Here is an 18,774-nt window from a genome sequence, read left to right as displayed (position 1 = left end):
CTGTTCCCACTGGAGTCGCCTTGCGCTACAATCAAACGATACCTGTCTAAAATAAACGAATAACAATCACGTGTTCGTGGTTATTATCGTATTGAGGAGTTATGAAATTGACTCAGTTAAATAAACATTGGAAAAAATTTCATGTTGAATCTGTTTACAAACTTTCACGGATATTATAGTTTGATTTAAAATTATTCATACTTTCACCCAATACCCATATTCTATGTCGGAACTGAAAATCGTGCTCCTAGTGAACTACTAGTTATCTTCCGAAGCAGAGTCCGTTGTGCAGCTCTTATGAAGTGCTACATTTTAGTCTCTAGATTGATATTTTAATCTTGTGAAGATTTGAAATCCTCAATTGTTCTATATGTTTTAGAATGCTATAATTACCAACATTAAAACTATTTTAAGAGTCGAAAGGAGATCTATTTTGAAACAACAACTATTTGAAAAATTAGATTATGCATATGAAGAAATGCTCGTCATCCGTCGCCATTTACATATGTATCCAGAAGTATCTTTTCATGAAACAAACACAGCACAGTACATCCAAAACTTTTATGCCGACTTAGGTATAGAATTCACACCAAATGTTGGAGGTAATGGTGTAGTGGCACGTGTGAAAGGTGCATTACCAGGTAAAACTGTTGCATTACGCGCAGATTTTGATGCACTGCCGATACAAGAAGAGAATGATATTCCTTACAAATCAACAGTTCCTGGTGTTATGCATGCATGTGGGCACGATGGTCATACTGCTACACTGTTAGTACTTGGAAAAACGTTGTTTAACATGCGTGAACAATTATCTGGTGAATATGTATTAATTCATCAACATGCAGAAGAGTATGCACCAGGTGGAGCGAAACCTATGATAGAAGCAGGTTGTCTAGATGGTGTAGATGCCATCTTTGGTACACATTTATGGTCTTTGACCCCTGCTGGAACAATCGAATACCGGGTTGGACCAGTTATGGCTGCAGCTGATCGATTTGAAATTAAGATTCAAGGTCGTGGAGGCCATGGTGCAAGCCCCCACCAAACAAAAGATTCAATTGTAATCGGTGCGCAACTCGTGACTAACTTACAACAAATTGTATCTCGTCGTGTAAGCCCTGTTGAGTCGGCTGTATTGACTGTCGGATCATTCGTTGCAAATAATGCATTTAATGTTATCGCTGACTCTGCAAAATTAATTGGAACAGTTCGCACATTCGATCCAGAAGTACGTAATTTAATGGAAAAAGAAATGGAACGTGTCATTCAAGGAACATGTCTTGCTAATGATTGCACCTATGAATTTGACTATATACGTGGCTACAGCGCATTAGTTAACCATGAAGCTGAAACTCACTTATTAAAAGCAGTAGCAGAACAAGTCCCAGGCGTTACCGGAGTTCGCGAAACTGAACAACATATGGGCGGCGAAGACTTTGCATTCTATGTAGAAAAAATTCCTGGAACATTCTTCTTTACAGGAGCTCAACCTCAGGGCGAAGTTTTCCCACATCATCATCCAAAGTTTAATTTCGATGAAAACTCTATGCTTTTAGCTGCTAAAACATTAGGAGCTGTAGCTCTAGATTATCAAGAAAAAGATAACTAATCTCTGATTGAAAGATTGCCATGAAAGTGTAAACATCATTTATCTATAATATAAGAGGCTGTCTTATAAGTCTCTAAAATAAAACAGGTGAAGGAAAACGAGTCGTTTTTCTTCACCTGTTTTTATGTTTTTACTTATTGCTCTTAAAAGCCCTCATTCGTACTGTTCACCAACCAAGTTATAAACATTAAATTGAGTCAATTTCATAACTCCTAAAATTAGATAATAAACACGAACACTTAATTGTTATCCGTTTATTTAAGATAGGTATCGTTTGATTGTAGCGAAAGGCGGCGACTCCAGTGGGAATAGCACGAGCAGCTGAAAGCCCCGCAGGAAAGATGCTGGCCACAAGCCAGTATCTTTGCGACGAGTAACCGCAGGAGCACATGTTTTTAGAGTGACGAGGAAGATTGAAGCCGTGCCCCATGGAAAGCGTCCGCATGGAACGGAGATCAACTTTGTTCGGTATTGTTACTAGATTTTTTATTATGAAATTGACTCAATCAATGTAATGATTTCAGAATTGTTACGTAACTTGTATTACAGGAATATTTATTGACACAAAGCATATCCTTTTACAAGATTGCATAATTGGGGGAGAAGTGTGAGAAGGATAAATAATAAAGGAATATTAGTATTTGGATTCTTATTTCTCGTCATAGTAGTCTTGGTTATTATTCTGTCTTCTTTGTCACCTGGTGAATCAGATCAGGACGTTTATCTCCGCAGTGTTAAAGACGTCGAAGTGGTCACTAGCAAGATGACAGAAACGGAATTTCAAAGCCAACTTATCACTGCTTTGAAAAATGAAGGGTACAAACCTACTGGAAGTATAGCGTTCACAATATTTAGTATGGAGAAAAAGGAAATAACTATTGTTTTGCATGGTCTAGACTCAAATGAAGGAAAAGCAGAAACATATATCCAAGATCTCACAAATGAACTATCAACTTCTATTGGCCTAGGTACATTTAAAGTGACCATTGTGGAAGATAATGAATAATTATACTTACATAAAAATCAAAACCTGAAATGATTTACTTTTATTGTGATTCTACTAAATATTTATTTGTTAAAATGGTCTCATAACCTATTGCATTAAGGTTATGAGACCATTTTTATATTATTTAGTCATTCTTAAGGTAATCTCAGACACAACCAATACGATAATTGGTAAAGCGTATAAAGTAAATTGGTTATCACTGATTATCACTACAGCCAAAAATACAATCAAAGCTTGCAATACTTGGACAACACGTACTAATTTTAAAATCCCTTTACTTCGTGCTATTTCAGCTATTGGGAAAAGCATATCCATCCGGAATTCATTAGAAGCTGATAAAGCTTGTTTAAGTTGGATAGCAGAAGCGAATGATAAAGCACCAACGAAAATCATGACGACAGCAGGAATTCCAATGAATGCTGCTCCTATTGCTGAGAGTATGGTTAAACGCAACCATAAATAAAACGTATCATCCGTTCGTACGAAAGTTCTAAACAATAGATAGTCTTGTGCATTTTTTTGTTGAAAAGGCACTAACAGATATATTCCATTGAGCCAAGCGCGACGGTGAATGCTTCCTTGAATATGTGGGACGTCTGTAAAATAATTAGCGAATCGGTAAAAACGTAACATACGATTTTGTTCGAGTTTAACAAAATGCTCATATGGAAAAGGTTGTCCATTTATCTGGCGATTCCATGAAATGAAATAAAAAACAATAGGAACACTCAATAATACAATGTAAATAGGATTCATCGTGAAACTCGCTGCAAGTACAGCGATGGATAATAACGCTCGTACTATACGATCTCCCCAAATACCTTGTCCACTATTCGTCCATCTAAATGCAAAATCCACATGTACATTCCACCATTTCATAAGTAAAATGAAGATGAACACCACACCAAGTGTTAAGGGTTGTACTTGACCAACTTGAGTCAATAATGGAATTGCGACTACAAACGGTAGCACTACAATAAACAATTGTGACCAAAACGTCCACGATAAGGCCTTTTTCATATATGTCATTAATTTAGATTCAAGTGGTAGCAAATATACTTGGTCTGGTTCCCTAACAAGAGTTGTTGGCACATTATAAGCTAGCAAGAGGCCAATAACCAAAGCAACTAACCAAGTAGCCGGGAAATCACTTGACACAGTTTTTAACCACTCACTATATTGATACCCCCCTGCCCCAAGGACGAACACAATGACAATTGCTAGATGACCAGTAAATACATATTTTAAGTATTTTTGAAGTTCATTTACGTAATGAAGAAAACGTATACTCCACACGTCATGCAGGTTCTTCATTGTCTCGCTCCTTAGTCATGGCGATATACAAGTCATCGAGAGTAGCTAGTGGCATGTTAAAAGCTACTCGTAAATCGTTCATTGTCCCTTGTGCTCGAATTCGACCGTTATGCAATAACAAAATGCGATCACAATACCGTTCTGCTGTAGATAAAATATGCGTTGACATGAGAACGGAAGCTCCAGATTGTTTCTTTTCATTCATTTGATCAAGCAATGATTGAATCCCAAGTGGATCAAGTCCGACGAACGGCTCGTCGATAATATATAATGAAGGATTTACTAAAAATGCACACATAATCATTACTTTTTGACGCATCCCTTTTGAAAAATGTGAAGGAAACCAATTTAAACGTTTTTCCATACGAAACTCTTTTAATAACACTTCAGATCGTGAAGCAAGTGTTTCTTCATCTAATCCATAAGCCATAGCTGTTAGTTCCAAATGTTCCTTTAATGTTAATTCGTCATACAGTACAGGTGTTTCTGGAATATAGGAAAATGAAGAACGATATGCGTCCATGTTTTCTTTCATCGTTACTTGGTTTAAACGTATTTCTCCATCTTTTGGATTCATTAATCCAATTATATGCTTAATTGTTGTACTTTTTCCTGCTCCGTTTAGACCGATGAGTCCCACTAATTCACCAGGCGCGATAGAAAAAGTTAAATCGTGTATGACTGGTTTTCGTGTATAGCCACCTGTTATTGCCTTTACTTCCAAAACGTTCATCAAATACGCCCCCCCTTTTTCCTTTATCTTACCAAAAAATTCAGTGATTGGCTTTTCACGTGTGCCTTCTATATATGATAAACTTAGAACATATAATGAAAGGACGTGGCCGCAATGAGTGATTGCTTATTTTGTAAAATTGTAGAAGGTTCGATTCCGAGTACAAAAGTGTTTGAAGATGAGCATGTGTTAGCCTTTATGGATATTATGCCACTTACAAAGGGACATACGTTATTAATCCCTAAAAAACATCATGAAAATATTTATGACATGTCTTCTGAAGAAGCAGCACAAATATTTTCCGTCGTTCCAAAAATTGCCGAATCACTTAAAACAACTTTTCAATCCGTGGGCTTAAATATATTGAACAATAACGGGGCTCCTGCTGGTCAGAGTGTATTTCACTTTCATATTCATTTAATCCCGAGATACGATCAAACAGATGGTTTTAAAGCTATATGGCATACAAAAGAAAAACAATATACGAGCGAAATGTTTGCTGAATACGCTGAACAAATTCGGATGAATTTAAACAAATAATATCTTGCTTTTACCCATTTGTCATTGTAAAATATGAATAAGTTTCTCGCTGTCGATTATAGAATACGCCAGGAGAATACAAAAAATAGATTAGCATAGTTGAGGAGAGATGAGAAAATGATTACAAAAAATCTAGTTTTAATGTCCCTACTAATATCTGTAGGAGCTGCGTTATACTTAGTTATCCCGGGATTCAATGGTGGAATGAAACCAGACTTTATGTTAACAATGATGTTTATCGGAATTTTACTATTCCCAAAAGCATCACATGTTTTTTTACTAGCAGTAACAACAGGAGTTATCTCCGGACTGTTTTCAACATTTCCTGCTGGATTCATACCTAATGTCGTAGATAAATTCATCACCGCTTTTGTGTTCTTTGCAGTTGTAGTTGCTTTGAAACATCTTACAACTAAACTCCCTGTAGCAATTATTCTTGTAGGATTAGGTACATTGTTATCAGGCGTCATTTTCTTATCCGTTGCAATTTTTGTTTTAGGTGTAGATGTTCCATTTGGTGCTCTAGTAGTCGGAGTTGTACTACCAACAGTAGCTTTAAATGCGATTGTATTCTTCTTCATCTTCCCTATTGTCAAAAATTTAGTGAAACGTTCCAAATTTGAAACAGCTCTATCAAACTAAGTAAAGTTATGGTCTGCCAATTCTGGCAGGCCATTTTTTGTTCCTTTCATTGACATAAGAGTCTTTTAACCATTTACATGTTGTCAATGCTTGTCCTACATGTTTTAATTAAAGGAAATGAAGGAATAGTATACTTATATATATATGAGAGGAGTTTGATTTTAATGAAAGCATCCACATTTTTTGTTGGTTTGGTAACAGGCGCTGTGGTAAGTTCTGTAGCGGTCTTATTCTCTACTGCTCAATCTGGTAGCGACCTACGATCGAATGTCAAAGTAGCCTCAACCGATTGGAAAGAGAAATTATTTGACGTGAAATTTCAAATAAGTGATTTAAAAAGATCAATCTCTAGCTTAACTAAAGAGGCAAAAACAGAAATACCAGAAACGATTGAAGAATTAAAAACCTCTGTTCAAAAGTGGCAAAACGAAACAGGGCCTATTCAAGAAAATTTACAAAATGAAATTAGTTCTATCCAAATAGCTCTAGAAGAGCTAGAAAAGTCTTTAGTAAAACATCAAAAAAATCCTTCAAAGGATAAATGATTATGATTCTTCGCCCTACAATTGTAGGGCGTTTTTTTATTTCTTGGTATTATTTAAATAGTATTTAGTTTTTTAAAAGTGGTTTTTCCATTAAATTATATATATATATATTCCAATTTATAATTGGGTGAATCTTGTTCATAAATATTCTATCGAACTGACATCGAATTCTACAAAAGGCGTAATAGTTGGATTAAATGAGCATTAATAATTTGGGGGGATGATAATAGAACTATATATTATTAAATAGCAAAGGTAGAGAATTAGAAAATTCTATTATTTATCGTTTTAATCGTAATATTTATAACATTCTAACTATGCACACCTTTACTTTATTGCTATAATGATAGAAACAGATTTTTTCGGAAGAAGGTATTAATATGACAAACAAAATGTATACTATGAAAGAAGCTATGCTATACAGCCAACGTATTGGCCAACTGTCTAAAGCACTTTGGAAAGCCGTAGAAAAAGATTGGCAACAATGGATTAAACCATATGATTTAAATATTAATGAACATCATATTTTATGGATTTCATTTCATTCAAAAGGAGCCTCAATCTCAGATATAGCTAAGTTTGGTGTCATGCATGTTTCTACTGCCTTTAACTTTTCTAAAAAATTAGAAGAACGAGGACTTCTGTCTTTTTCAAAACGTGATGATGACAAACGAAATACATATGTTGAACTCACTCAAAAAGGTGAAGAATTACTAACGAATATGATAGAACATTACCATGATTCTCAGCATTCCGTTATAGAAAGTTCCCTTCCTCTAAAAGATTTATACGGACGGTTTTCAGAGTTCATGGACTTAATGTCTGTGATTCGTAATATTTACGGAGATGATTTCATGGAAATATTCGAACATTCATTCAGCAATATTGATCAATCTTTTGATGAAGAGATTGGCAATATTAAACCTACTATCTATAGCAAAAACTAAAGATAAAAAGATTATGATAGCGCTATCTAAAATGTAATAATTGTATACTTGCTTTTTCCAACAAAACATCGTAATGTATGTATCTGCAAGATATTTTTTACTTTAGGGGACATTACTGTGCATTGTTGGAAAACTATTAACGTTAAAAAACAATACGGATTCGACCGTATATTTATGTTGTCTTCAATTATTGTTATGGCTGTTTTTTCACTCTTTTATGTAACACTTGAAATTTTGAATGATAGTACGCTTTCTGATGAACGATTTGCCATATTTTTATTAAGCTTTATATTAATATATCCAACTCATAAAGCTCTTCATTGCATTCCATTGTTTCGTTATCGAAATAACATTCAGTTGTCAGTAAAAAAACAATTCAGCATTATGCCAATTCTTTCTATTCGCATTAAAGAGCCAGTGCCAAAATCTCTTTTTTTATTTGCTTTACTTGCTCCATTAGTTATCATCAATAGCATTTTGATTATTGGTGCATTTGTTTTCCCGGTATTTGGTCATTACTTTGCAATGCTACTAGCATATCATTGTGGTCTTTGTTTAATAGACTTGTTATATATTCAAAATCTTGCCCGCTCACCTAAAAAAGCGTTGATTGAAGAAACAGACACGGGATACGAAATTTTAGTACCTCCTGTTAATTAATAAACTAATTACTGTTCTTTTCCACGCAAATTTGTTATGATTGTGTAGTTTGGCAGAGGGGAGGAATAAACGTGATTACTATAGTAGTACTATTCTCAATTATGTATTTATTCCAGATTAATCGCATGACATATGCGTTAGTTACGCAAAAAGAAATTCCTGAAGAAAATCACAATAAGATTTTCAGAACCATCAATATTTTGGTGTTAATTTTACTAGTTTCTTTTTATGTGAAAGTTACTTTTACTGTATAAAAAAGTCCATTCTCCTGACTTCAGGAAAGAGGACTTTTTCTTTATTACACATAAAGGCTGCGTAACTGCTACTATGCCATAACGATAAGGACTTCTTAATCCTAAATGGTTTACTTGAGACAAATATCATTGTTTGTTTCATATCTATTTCTGTTCTCCCTAAATTGGAACCTAGGGGAACCATTTCGGTTTATTCATCGTCTATGTTATAGTAAAAATTGCATCTAAGAAGACAATAAGGAGAGATCTCGTATGAAAAAATCAATTTTACTATTTACATTAGCAGCATCAGTTATAGCTTTATCAGCTTGTAACAACGATTCAGCATCAGATGATTCAACAACAGTTGTAACGTCGGAGGTTGGCGATATTACTAAGGATGAATTGTATGAAGAAATGAAAGCGTCCGTTGGTAAACAAGCCTTGCAAATCTTAATTATCGAGAAAGTATTGGCTTCTGAGTATGAAGTAACAGACGAAGAAGTAACTGCTCAATTCAACAAAGAAAAAGAAGAAATGGGAGACACCTTTGAACAATACCTTACACAACAAGGTCAAACAGAAGAAAGCTACAAAAAGTATCTTCGTTTAAACTTGTTGCAAGAAAAAGCTTTAACTGAAGGTGTTGAAGTAACAGACGAAGAAATTCAAACTGCATACGAAAACATGAAAACAGAATTAAATGCTCGTCACGTTTTAGTTGCTGATGAGGCTACTGCTTTGGAAGTAAAAGCAAAGCTTGAAGGCGGCGCTGACTTTACAGAAGTTGCAAAAGAGTATTCTACTGAGCCAGCAGCACAAGAAACTGGTGGTGATCTTGGTTGGTTCACTCCAGATGAAATGTTAAAAGAATTTTCTGATGCAGCCTTAGCTTTGGAACCTAACACAATTAGTGATCCAGTTAAATCTCAATACGGATTCCACATAATTGAAGTTATTGAAAAACGTGAAGCAGATAAAGATATTGGGACATTAGAAGAAAATAAAGAAGACATAGCAAAAACACTTAAAATGCAAAAAGCAGATCCACAATCATTGTTACCTAAAGTTTCGAAATTAATGAACGAGGCTAATATTGAAATTAAAGATGAAGACTTGGAAGGTGCAATTGATCAGATTTTAAACCCTGAACCAGCACCAGCATAATTTTAGGTAATAAAGGCGTTTCCGAAATTCGGAAGCGCCTTTTGTTTATAATAAATTTGAGTCCCAGCGGTAATTAAATTTACTGTACTTCGCTGTTTGACTATCGGATTCCTCATTAATCACAAGAACTATTTACAACCTAAATATAAGTAAAGGAGACAAGCACAACGTCGCTTGTCTCCTTTTTCAATTATGGTAGTAAGGTTTAGCTAAACTATCATTCCCTTAGCAGCATGCAAAGGTTTCTCCTACTCAAAAGTCGGTTTATAGAAAGACCGATTATCGAGTGGAAATATGCGCTCAGAAAACTCACCTGGGGTTGTTTTATTTAATGCACGATCAAGCATGTTCATCTTAGCATCGATATTATCAATGTAATGAAGAATTTCTGCTTCACGGAGCATTGGTTTTTTTGGACTCCCCCACTCTTCCTTACCGTGATGTGACAACACCATATGTTGAAGTAGCATTACCTCTTCTCCTTCAATTTGCAACTCTTCTGCTGCTTTAGAAATTTCATTAACCATTATTGTAATATGGCCTATAAGATTTCCCTCAACCGTATAAGATGTTGCAATCGGACCAGATAATTCTATAACTTTTCCTACGTCATGTAAAATGATTCCTGCATATAATAGATTTTTATTTAATGATGGATACAGGTCACATAAGGACTTCCCAAGTTTCAACATTGACACTACATGATCAAGTAAACCTGAGACATAATCATGATGATTTTTAGTAGCAGCAGGATAAGTCAAGATGGACTCTTGGTGTTTTTTTAATAAGTGTCGAGTAATCCTTTGAATATGTGGATTCTTCATTTCAAAGAAAAATTGCATTAATTCTTCAAATAGTACTTCTTTCGGCTTTTCCGCAGAAGGCACTAGATCTGTTATTGAAATCCCCTCATCTTCTTTTACTACACGAATACTCTTTATTCGTAACTGATTCTTTCCTCGATAGTGCTGAATTTCTCCACCTATTCTAACGATTGCCTCAGAATGATACAGAGCTTCATGTTCTTCCTTCGTATCCCATAATTTTGCTTCGATATCTCCACTCTTATCTTGTAGAATTAGAGTCATGAATTTATTGCCTGTTGTGGTAAATGCTTTCGTTGATTGTTTGATTAATAGATTATGGTCAACAGTTTCTCCGACAGCTAATTGTGTAATACCTTTCATATTGAGGGCACACTCCTTTTCTTTTGCAACGTTGTGATATCAATGACGTGTGCATCTGGCCAAATCTTTGTCATTTCTTCATGACAGGTGAAATACAAGAACTGATGATTATATTTTAAATCTGTCATTAATTGTACCATTTGTTTCACTCGGAAACGATCAAAGTGAACAAAAGGATCATCCATTATTATTGGAAAAGGAATAGTGTCTAAGAGTGATTCTGCCAATGCAAAGCGTAAAGAAATATAAGCTTGCTCTTTTGTTGCTTGGCTTAGTTCAGAAATACGAAAATGTATTCCTTGATGATCTATGACCTCAAAAATTCCTTGTTCATTTACTTCAAGGGAATCATATCTTTTATTTGTTAAGTGACTAAAAAATTCTTGTGCTTTTTTTAGAACAAAAGGGAGACGTTTTTCTTTTAGGTTATGCATTGTTTGTTTTATAGCCTCAGAAACTGCTTTGTTGACAGACCATTTATGTGCAAGTTCAGCTAACTCAGATTTCTTTTGTTCGAAAATTTGAAGTGTATGACCATAATGATCATCACTGACCATTGAACTTGTTTGCTGTTTTAATAATGCTTTTTCCTCTAATAATTCATTACGATTCTTTGATATATGATTTGAAGTTTCTTCAAGTTGTTCTAAATCTAATACTTGTTGCTGATCATCTATATATTCAAAAGTGATTTCCCCAATAGAATATAACTGATCATGTATCATACGTAGATCTTGTTGAAGAGATTTTTTCTTACGGAATGCCACATCTGCTTCGTAAAAAGCTGACTCAGTTTTAACCTGGGCTTGTCTCCATAGAGTTTGAATATCATCGGATTGTAATATAAACAATTTTTCCTTTTCGTTTAAATACGAAATGTTTTCTTTTATCTTCTCTTGGGCTTCTCTTTGATCTTTTTGGGCACCTTTAAGCGTATAAATAACTTCTCGTAAACGACTATAAGCACCCTGTTCAGATAGAAATTCACCTGAAAGTTGCGTGGCCCTTACAAGTCGTTCTTCTATTTGTTTCATAACAGCTTGACGTTCCTTCGAATTACGCAAAATCAATTGATATTGTTCCTGTATTTGACGAATTCGTTTAAAGAGTTCTGGAAACAACTGTGAATGCAATAAACCATCAAATCCATAAGAATTAAGGAATTTATCTAGTGTATTTTTCTCTTCAGCACGTTTAATATTAGCGTCGCTTATATTCTGTTCACTTTTCTTTAACATTTGTTGTCTTTCTTGTCGTTGATCCACAAGACGAATCATTCTATCATTATACAATCTTAATTGGTCAGCTAACTGCTGAGTTTTCAATAGTTCTTGTTCGATTTTTGATATTTTTATTGAATCATCATTGTTAAATGATTTAGGTTCTGCTGGATTCATCTTATTTAATAGTACAAAGACTAGGCCTGCTAAAAAAACACCTCCAACTGCAAGTCCTGATTCTCCAAAAAATATAGCCCCTATAATTGTTGCCAATAAGATTAGACTACTCACTATAAGTGGGATGTTTGATCTCGCCGATGTACGGTCCTTGCGAGCTCTTAATTCAGCAAGTTGGAGCATTAGTTGTTGTAGTTTTCCAGACTGTTTTTGTTCATCTTCATTAGGCGCTGATGATTGAAGTTGTTGTATTCTTAGTTCAACTTCTTCACTTTCTCGTTGAATGCGTTCACGACTATGCGATTCAAAACGAACCGCTTCTTCCGCTTGTTGAAAGCGTTGCATGACTTGTTGGAAATCTTCTTCTCTTTGTAGTGAAACATCCATTTCTTTTACATGTTTAAAATGTTGTTCATCTTGCATGCCAAGCAAGCGAGCATGTTGTTCCATTTCACGATTTGCTTGTTCTATTTCGTTTGTTAGTTGTTGCTTGCGAATCTGCCAATGATGCCATTCCGATTCTTTGGCCAACAAGTCTTCCAATTCCTGAATACGTTCAAAAGAAACTGATTGTTTTGCTTGGTGTCCTAAATTTTGAATGCCTAGTTGTAGTTGCTCCATTTTAACCTGCAGCTCTTGGACACTATCTTTTAACGTTTCATATCGCCGAATGCCTTCAGCGGGAAACGATAATTGTTGTATTGAAGAAAGTTCCGTTTCGAGCTGTAGTTGTTTCTCTAGTAATGGTTTTGCTTGACGATATTTGAGTAGTTGATCATGTTGATGTTTAAGAAATTGCTCTTCTTTTTTTAAATCAGCAAGCAGTCGATCGATTTCTGATAGACGTGAAATTGAAGGTTCAAATTGATCAATTTTTGCCCTATCTTCTTTCAATGCTTGATCGAGTACACGTATCTCTTCAATCTTTTGGTTCATTTCCGGATTCTTTCCTGATTTTTTAAATAGTGCATTCATTTCTTTGGTTGCTCGTTGCTCGAGCTTTGTTATAGTGTCTACTCCTGTTGTTCCAGATGCCAGAAGTGTACGACTCAATTCCTCTTCGCTCATCTTGTCAAAGTCTTGTAATTGATGAATAGAGAATGAGAAAATTGACTCAAATGAACTTCGGTCATATCGATAAAGAACTTGTTTTAACGATTCTTCTCCCCCCCTATTCCCATCTTCAAAGAAAACCGTAACGTCTCCAGCTGATTTCCCCTTTACACGTTCAATCACGACATTTCCGAATTCTTGATGATTGATATGAACTTGTCCACCATGACGGCCTCCGCCTTTTGGCTCGTATCTTAAGATTCCTTGGTTGCGAAGCGGAAATCCAAATAGCACTGATAATACGAACTGTTGAATCGTTGTTTTTCCAGCTTCATTCCATCCGAAAAATACATTGATTCCATCTTTCATTTCAATTGTAATATCTTCATGTTGACCGAATCCATAAATTATTAGTTTTTGAATGCGCAAGATTGTTTTCTCACTCCTTTCCCAAAAGTTCTTTTTGTATTAACGCACGTGCTTCTGTCTTAATAGTTTCATATTCATGTTCTGTTAATTTATCCATAAAACGACTAGACCGTGAATGTTGATAGACATCGCTAACGATTTCTTTCCATTGTTGTGTATCCCAATTGCCCATTACAGATAACACATTCTCTGTTAATCCACTTGACTCCATATCTATGGTTTCATACGGTTCAATTGTAATGGATTGTACCCATATACCAGGTTCTTTCATTTCTTGTGTTTCTCGGACCATTGAGAGCCACTCTTCCATTGGAGATCCTTCAAGCATTGCTAATGTATTGTCGTCAATCTCCACTAAATTTATCTCTACCATTCCAGCTCCATGTAAACTGCGGAATTGTTCTATCGACTCTTCAATTGCTTCAAACCACTCATTTGCATGAACAATATCTTTGCAACAGCAGTTAATTTGATCGTAAATAATTGCAGATGTTTGAATAAATGAGAGTGTTGCATGGCCTTTTTCAAGCATAACATCATAAAAGCCTTTAGGACCTTTCTCATTGCGATGACGACTTTGAATGTTTCCTGAATATACGATCGGTGGCTCTAAGTGTAAAACTTGTCGTTTGTGAATATGGCCAAGTGCCCAATAATCATAGTTTTTATTTATAAGTTCATTTTTTGTAAAAGGTGCATATACGTCGTGTGTGGTATCTCCCGCTAAACTACCGTGTAACATTCCAATATAAAGTGCATCGGGTTGCGAAGATTCTTCAAACGAAGCCACCATAGACTCTTTCATATGCCGTTCTTTATAACTAAACCCACTTATATATACATCTTGTTGACGAATTCGAATAAGAACTTTTTCTGTCTTCTCTTGAAATATATGTACGTTTGAAGGGTATTGAAATCGTGTCCATTTGCCCCCTAGATGATCATGATTACCATGACAAAGAAAAACAGGAATTTGGTAGTTGTTTAACATTTCCATCCCTTGTTGAAACTTATGTTGCGCACGCAGACTACGGTCTTCACCGTCGTATATATCACCTACTATAATTAGGAAATCGGGTTTCTCTTGAACCGCCGTTTGAATAAGTATTTGGAATGCTTCAAAAGTGCTGTCACGGATAGTTTTAAGTTGGTGATCTGGCATTGATGTAAGTCCTTTGAACGGACTGCCGAGATGCAAGTCAGCAATGTGGAAAAAGCGAATTGACGTCATGCTAAACCCTCCTCCGAAAATAGAATGTTTGTTCTAATTTTATCATTGAATCTTGGAAATAGCCATTCAATTTCCAGTTCTAGAGAATAAATAAATGTCAGGTAGACATTAGATATTGCGCAAAAAGTAAAGAGCAAGGCTAAATTGCCTCACTCTCATTAGTGTAATTTTAGATTGATATTTTCTGCCTTATTTCTTTCCTAACTGCATCGCTCTCTTTATGTCTTTCAGCGACTGAGATGCACCATACATTAACACGCCCCCACGGTATACCCGCGAACCAAACCAACCTAATATAAATATTGTTACAAGTAAGATTCCAATACCTAGTAGCGGTTCCCATACCGGCAAATCAAGCATACCTACTCGTAAGAACATAACAAGTGGTGTAAAAAATGGGATGTATGAAGCAATTTGTACATAGCTTGCTTCAGGATTCCCTAGTCCTGAAAATGCAATAAATGATGCGATTATAATTAAGAAAGTCATCGGTAGCAATAATTGTTGTACGTCTTCAGTACGACTTACTAGGGACCCGAGCATCGCTGCGAGAGTTGCATAGAGGAAGTATCCTAGTAAGAAAAAAACCACTGCAAGTATCATCGTGCTCACACTAACATTTGAGAAACCGAAGAATGAAAACACGCCAGATGTTAAGTCAGATGAACTCGTTTTTAATGCGATGAATCCTACCAATCCAAATAATGCAATTTGTAACAGCCCAAGAGTCCCCACACCAGCGATTTTAGCAAACATATGTTTAACCGGCGACACACTTGAAATGATGATTTCCATCACACGTGATGACTTTTCTGTTGCCACTTCCATTGCAATCATGTTTGAATAATAGAAAACGGAGAAATAAATAACAAAAATTAATACGTACACCAATCCACGTGCTTGACTTAATTCTTCTTCTGATTTTGAAGAGGCACTTACTGCTTCTTGTTTAAATTGAATTGATGCAAATAATTGTGATACTTCTTCTCCTGTTAATTTCAGAGAGTTTGCTTTTATATTAGTTTGTACGTTTTGCAAAGCTTCTCTAATCATCATCGGTTGATCAAAATCATTGGCATTTTTTGATGTATAAGTTGCTTGGATGGTATTTGTATTGTCCAATGCTAATACTAAGAAAATTGAAATTTTCTCATCATTAATTTGCTGCTCCAACTCATCCATCGAATTGGTCGTAACTTTTACTTTTATATCACTATTAAGCTGATCTAGTTGTTGCTCCAGTTGTACGCCTAAATTACTGCTATCCTCCACTAGATAAACCGTATTTACATCTACATCATCACCAAAAACTCCTACTTCTTGGACCTTTGATATGATTCCAGATAGGTTAGACATCAAAAAAATCCCGGCTACTACAATTAATGTCGTTATAATGAATGATTTAGTTTTTGCTTTAGTCCAAAATGATTGACTAAAAATCGTCCAAAAATCAAGCATACTCTTTTCCCACCTTTTCAATAAAGATATCTTGAAGGGATGGTTCTTCAATTGCAAAATAGCGAATATCACCTCTAGTTAATGCTGTACGTAATAACTCATGTGCTATTCGTTCATCTGAAATTTGGAAAAGTCCACCTTCTATTGAAGGTTGAAATGAATTTACGCCTTCTAGTTCCCCTAAGAATGTCAGATCAAAGTCAGCTTTTAACCGAACATTTTGACGTCCGAATCCCCGCTTAACTTCACGTAAAGATCCGCTGACTATAGCTTCTCCATGGTGCATAATGCACAATTGGTCACATAATTCTTCTACATGATCCATGCGATGGCTAGAGAACACAATTGTTGCTCCTTCTTTTTGAATATCCAAGATGGCCTTTTTCAACATTTCCACATTCACAGGATCGAGACCACTAAATGGTTCATCTAATATAATTAGGGAGGGCTTATGTACTAGTGATGCGATAAGTTGAATTTTTTGTTGATTCCCTTTTGATAATTCTTCTACCTTCTTTTGTGCATAGTGTTTAACTTCAAATTTTTCTAACCACTGATTCACTGCATTTTTAGCACCGGTCTTCTTCATGCCGCGAAGCTGTCCTAAATACACCAACTGATCTTCTACATTCATTTTCGGATACAAGCCGCGTTCTTCAGGTAAATAACCGATATGCGATCTATTTGCATAGGTAATTGGTTTTCCATTCCAAGTGATTGAACCCTCCGTTGCATCCAGTAATCCTAGAATCATACGAAACGTCGTTGTTTTTCCAGCACCATTCGCTCCTAAAAAACCATACATACTACCTTGCTCAACAATCATAGATAAATCTTTAACAGCTGTGAAATCACCAAATCTCCTTGTCACATGTTCAATTTTTAAAGCCATGTTTTCACTCCTTAGAATTTCTTCTCACCAACTATCCTATTTCTTAAGTAAGACATCTTATACGGATAATTTTAACAAATTCATTAAATATCAAAACTTTCATTCATCTTTATCAAGCTTTTCATAAACGAACAAGTCTTCGATTTTACAATTAAATAAATTAGATAATTTAAATGCCAAAATGATTGATGGATTGTATCGTCCTTTTTCTAATGAAATAATGGTTTGTCTTGAGACATCTAGTTTTACTGAGAGATCGTCTTGCGTCATATTGATCTCAATCCTTTTTTCTTTTATAAAGTTTTCCATCGAATAGCTCTCCTTAACAACTCCTATTAAAGCGTACTTTATTTCCATTATAAATGTAAAGTTAACTTTACAAACTACTTTTTTAACCCGATAAATAGTATAATGAATTTATATTTATTTCAGAAAGGTTGGACATTTATGGAACCTTATAAATTTACAGTAATAGAACAGACAGGAAAATTACTTGTAGAAGAAACGTGGGAATTTGCTTCAGTAGAAGAAGCAAAAATAAAAGGACAAGAAATGATTGAAGAAAAAGGCTTTGCACATCAGACTCATCGCTTGGTTAATACTTCTGGAAGACTGATTCTATTTCACAGTTAATAAAGAACACTTAGGGTAAGCATTAAAGGCCTCACGTTTCTAAATGAATTAAGAAGAAAAATTAGTGTTAGACCTGACTATCTTGTATGATCTATTCTTAATTTAAAAAAGTCTGCTATTGCAATATTTTGCAATAGCAGACTTTTACTTTATTCCCCTATAAAATTAGGCTTTCGTTTTTCGACAAATGCTTGAATACCCTCTAAGTGATCTTTCGAATGACGCATTGCGGATTGGGAAGAACTTTCAAGTGCCAATACACGCTCTAACTCATGAACATTTTGTGTATGTAAAATATTCTTCGAAGCAATCATCGCTTTCACTGGAGATGTTAAGAACTTCGCAGCAGTCACTTCAGCATGCTCCAAAGCTTTTCCTTCAGCAGTTATTTCATCAATTAGCCCTAAGCCTAATGCTTCGTGGCCATTCAATACTTTTCCTGACCAAATAAGCTGTTTAGCTTTAGGGATCCCTACACGCTCTTTTAGAAAGAAATGTCCCGCTCCATCAGGAACTAAACCAATTCCGATGAAGTTCATGGCAAGTTTACTATTTTCTTCAGCAATTACAATATCACAGCCAAGGACTATGCTAAAGCCTAACCCTGCTGCTGCACCATGAACTGATGCAATTGTTATTAAAGGAAGTGTATAAAGAGCTTTTGCTAATCTAGAAACATCTCCCATTACCGAGTCAATATCCATTGGACTTTCTGGATCTAGCATCGCTTTTATATCACCACCAGCAGAAAAAGCCCGTCCTTCTCCTTTAATAATTAGTACTTTCACATCTTTCTCATCATGTAACCACTCTAAAGCTTCTGCGATTTCTCTCATCATGGTCCCATTCATCGCGTTCATGCTTCGAGGTCGGTTTAGCGTCAAAGTAGCTAGTCTGTCATTCTTTTCAATAGTCACTGTTTCATATGTCGTCAATACAGACACCTCTTCTCTTATGAATAGTCATTCATTACTTTAATATTCGAGATTCATTTTGTAAATCCTTTAATCCTATTATAGAAATTAAATTATAATGGATTGAGTCAATTTCATAATAAAAAATCTAGTAATAAAATCTGAACAAAGTTGATTTTCGCTC

At 35.3% G+C, this 18,774-nt stretch carries 19 protein-coding genes; 10 read left to right on the top strand and 9 right to left on the bottom strand.

What is annotated here, in order from left to right:
• Window positions 1-433 precede the first annotated feature (433 nt).
• Window positions 434-1,609 (top strand): M20 family metallopeptidase, encoded by a 1,176-nt coding sequence (locus B371_RS0110900; RefSeq protein WP_019414352.1) that lies wholly within the window; start codon window positions 434-436, stop codon window positions 1,607-1,609.
• A gap of 607 nt (window positions 1,610-2,216) precedes the next feature.
• Window positions 2,217-2,615, top strand: coding sequence for a hypothetical protein (locus B371_RS0110895; RefSeq protein ID WP_019414351.1), 399 nt, complete (start codon window positions 2,217-2,219; stop codon window positions 2,613-2,615).
• Window positions 2,616-2,735: 120 nt separating this feature from the next.
• Here B371_RS0110895 and B371_RS0110890 read toward each other — a convergent pair whose 3' ends face one another.
• Together B371_RS0110890 and B371_RS0110885 are read right to left on the bottom strand one after the other, a co-directional pair.
• Window positions 2,736-3,929, bottom strand: a complete 1,194-nt coding sequence (locus tag B371_RS0110890; protein WP_019414350.1) for an ABC transporter permease — start codon at window positions 3,927-3,929, stop codon at window positions 2,736-2,738.
• The gene (locus B371_RS0110885; RefSeq protein WP_019414349.1) at window positions 3,913-4,662 is read right to left on the bottom strand and encodes an ABC transporter ATP-binding protein; all 750 of its coding nucleotides are present in this window, start codon (window positions 4,660-4,662) and stop codon (window positions 3,913-3,915) included. Before B371_RS0110885 ends, B371_RS0110890 begins: the two co-directional genes overlap by 17 nt.
• A gap of 114 nt (window positions 4,663-4,776) precedes the next feature.
• Between B371_RS0110885 and B371_RS0110880 the strand changes: the two genes are divergently transcribed.
• The 7 genes from B371_RS0110880 to B371_RS0110850 all read left to right on the top strand — a co-directional run bounded on the left by B371_RS0110880 (window position 4,777) and on the right by B371_RS0110850 (window position 9,396).
• Window positions 4,777-5,202, top strand: a complete 426-nt coding sequence (locus B371_RS0110880; protein ID WP_019414348.1) for an HIT family protein — start codon at window positions 4,777-4,779, stop codon at window positions 5,200-5,202.
• A gap of 117 nt (window positions 5,203-5,319) precedes the next feature.
• Window positions 5,320-5,844 carry a tryptophan transporter gene (locus B371_RS0110875; RefSeq protein ID WP_019414347.1) on the top strand — a complete coding sequence of 175 codons (525 nt, stop codon included), beginning with the start codon at window positions 5,320-5,322 and terminating at the stop codon, window positions 5,842-5,844.
• Window positions 5,845-6,008: 164 nt separating this feature from the next.
• Window positions 6,009-6,389, top strand: a complete 381-nt coding sequence (locus B371_RS0110870) for a YtxH domain-containing protein (RefSeq protein WP_019414346.1) — start codon at window positions 6,009-6,011, stop codon at window positions 6,387-6,389.
• A gap of 380 nt (window positions 6,390-6,769) precedes the next feature.
• Window positions 6,770-7,336: an HTH-type transcriptional regulator Hpr gene (locus tag B371_RS0110865; RefSeq protein ID WP_019414345.1), complete on the top strand. Its 567-nt coding sequence runs from the start codon at window positions 6,770-6,772 to the stop codon at window positions 7,334-7,336.
• Between the two features lie 117 nt (window positions 7,337-7,453).
• Entirely contained in the window at window positions 7,454-7,996 is a 543-nt protein-coding gene (locus B371_RS0110860; RefSeq protein WP_019414344.1) for a DUF3267 domain-containing protein, read from the top strand.
• Between the two features lie 71 nt (window positions 7,997-8,067).
• A complete protein-coding gene (locus B371_RS0110855; RefSeq protein ID WP_019414343.1) occupies window positions 8,068-8,250 on the top strand; it encodes a hypothetical protein in 183 nt (60 codons plus the stop codon).
• A gap of 252 nt (window positions 8,251-8,502) precedes the next feature.
• Window positions 8,503-9,396 (top strand): peptidylprolyl isomerase, encoded by an 894-nt coding sequence (locus B371_RS0110850; RefSeq protein ID WP_019414342.1) that lies wholly within the window; start codon window positions 8,503-8,505, stop codon window positions 9,394-9,396.
• 248 nt (window positions 9,397-9,644) lie between these two features.
• Here B371_RS0110850 and yhaM read toward each other — a convergent pair whose 3' ends face one another.
• From yhaM to B371_RS0110820, 6 genes are all read right to left on the bottom strand, one after another.
• Window positions 9,645-10,583, bottom strand: coding sequence for a 3'-5' exoribonuclease YhaM (gene yhaM, locus B371_RS0110845; protein ID WP_019414341.1), 939 nt, complete (start codon window positions 10,581-10,583; stop codon window positions 9,645-9,647).
• Complete coding sequence (locus B371_RS0110840) at window positions 10,580-13,462, bottom strand: AAA family ATPase (protein ID WP_019414340.1); 2,883 nt, start codon at window positions 13,460-13,462, stop codon at window positions 10,580-10,582. Before B371_RS0110840 ends, yhaM begins: the two co-directional genes overlap by 4 nt.
• A 10-nt stretch (window positions 13,463-13,472) precedes the next feature.
• Window positions 13,473-14,693 carry a DNA repair exonuclease gene (locus B371_RS0110835; protein ID WP_019414339.1) on the bottom strand — a complete coding sequence of 407 codons (1,221 nt, stop codon included), beginning with the start codon at window positions 14,691-14,693 and terminating at the stop codon, window positions 13,473-13,475.
• A gap of 189 nt (window positions 14,694-14,882) precedes the next feature.
• Window positions 14,883-16,151, bottom strand: a complete 1,269-nt coding sequence (locus B371_RS0110830; protein ID WP_019414338.1) for an ABC transporter permease — start codon at window positions 16,149-16,151, stop codon at window positions 14,883-14,885.
• Window positions 16,144-17,043, bottom strand: coding sequence for an ABC transporter ATP-binding protein (locus tag B371_RS0110825; RefSeq protein ID WP_019414337.1), 900 nt, complete (start codon window positions 17,041-17,043; stop codon window positions 16,144-16,146). Before B371_RS0110825 ends, B371_RS0110830 begins: the two co-directional genes overlap by 8 nt.
• A 99-nt stretch (window positions 17,044-17,142) precedes the next feature.
• Window positions 17,143-17,352, bottom strand: coding sequence for a helix-turn-helix transcriptional regulator (locus B371_RS0110820; protein WP_019414336.1), 210 nt, complete (start codon window positions 17,350-17,352; stop codon window positions 17,143-17,145).
• 138 nt (window positions 17,353-17,490) lie between these two features.
• Here B371_RS0110820 and B371_RS0110815 point away from each other — a divergent pair, with 138 nt between their 5' ends.
• Window positions 17,491-17,676: a YhzD family protein gene (locus B371_RS0110815; RefSeq protein WP_019414335.1), complete on the top strand. Its 186-nt coding sequence runs from the start codon at window positions 17,491-17,493 to the stop codon at window positions 17,674-17,676.
• Between the two features lie 149 nt (window positions 17,677-17,825).
• Here B371_RS0110815 and B371_RS0110810 read toward each other — a convergent pair whose 3' ends face one another.
• Window positions 17,826-18,611, bottom strand: coding sequence for an enoyl-CoA hydratase (locus B371_RS0110810; protein ID WP_019414334.1), 786 nt, complete (start codon window positions 18,609-18,611; stop codon window positions 17,826-17,828).
• Window positions 18,612-18,774 lie beyond the last annotated feature (163 nt).

Origin of the sequence: Paenisporosarcina sp. TG20, from assembly GCF_000286315.1 — a bacterium.
Classification (GTDB): domain Bacteria; phylum Bacillota; class Bacilli; order Bacillales_A; family Planococcaceae; genus Paenisporosarcina.
This window is presented reverse-complemented; position numbering and strand designations above follow the sequence as displayed.